Below are 1,050 nucleotides of genomic sequence, written 5' to 3' on the forward strand. Positions count from 1 at the left end.
GTTGAAAGCATCAAAGATGCCATCCGTAAAACATATAACAAAGAATAGAATTACATAAGATAAGTTATGTAAAATAATTGTTGTTTTTAACTTTAGTAACTTAAGATATGTTTTGTATCTAAGTTGTTTGTAAAGTTGCGACAGGAGGGAGTCGAATCGATGTTATTCGACGAACGACTTAGTAAGTCTACAAGGTTGACCGCCTAATAGCGGCAACCGTAGCAACTTGAGATACGTGTTGTATCCAAGTTGCTTGTAGAGTTGAACACGGGCTAAAAGCTCGGAAAAAAGATAAATCTCCTTGACTTCATCGAAGCCTGCGTAGATTTCCTATTTTTCAGTCGCTTTTTGACGCCCTTAGTATCATGTAATTGAATTCGGACGGAGGTCTGCGAAAAAAAGAAAGATTTCCTTGTGTTCATCGAACACATCGTCAATCTCCTATTTTCACTTTGACTTTTTCGCCCTTAGTATCATAATTAGAATTGGAGAGGTCATGGCTGATGACAAGCTAAGAGCGACTCCTGCGGCTAGAAAGTTGGCGGATGATCTAGGAATCAACCTCTACGACGTTTCTGGCTCAGGTGCAAACGGTCGTGTCCACAAAGAAGACGTGGAAACTTATAAAGACACAAACGTGGTTCGCATTTCGCCACTTGCAAAACGAATTGCCCTCGAACATAACATTGCTTGGCAGGAAATCCAAGGAACGGGTCATCGTGGTAAGATCATGAAGAAGGATGTTTTGGCCTTGCTTCCTGAAAATATCGAAAACGACACCATCAAGTCTCCTGCTCAAATCGAAAAAGTGGCAGAAGTTCCAGACAATATCACTCCTTATGGTGAGATTGAGCGTATTCCAATGACACCAATGCGTAAGGTTATAGCTCAACGTATGGTTGAATCTTACCTAACTGCGCCAACCTTCACACTCAACTATGATGTCGATATGTCAGAAATGTTGGCCCTTCGTAAGAAGGTTCTTGATCCGATTATGGAAGCGACTGGTAAGAAGACTACTGTAACAGACCTTCTTTCACTCGCTGTTGT

General features: G+C 41.2%; 1 protein-coding gene. It reads left to right on the forward strand.

Annotated features, from left to right (window positions below):
- Positions 1-496: 496 nt before the first annotated feature.
- Positions 497-1,050 (forward strand): E3 binding domain-containing protein (locus GMD4S_RS12310; RefSeq protein ID WP_000752708.1); only part of this gene is annotated, 554 nt, incomplete at its 3' end.

Source organism: Streptococcus sp. GMD4S (genome assembly GCF_000296955.1).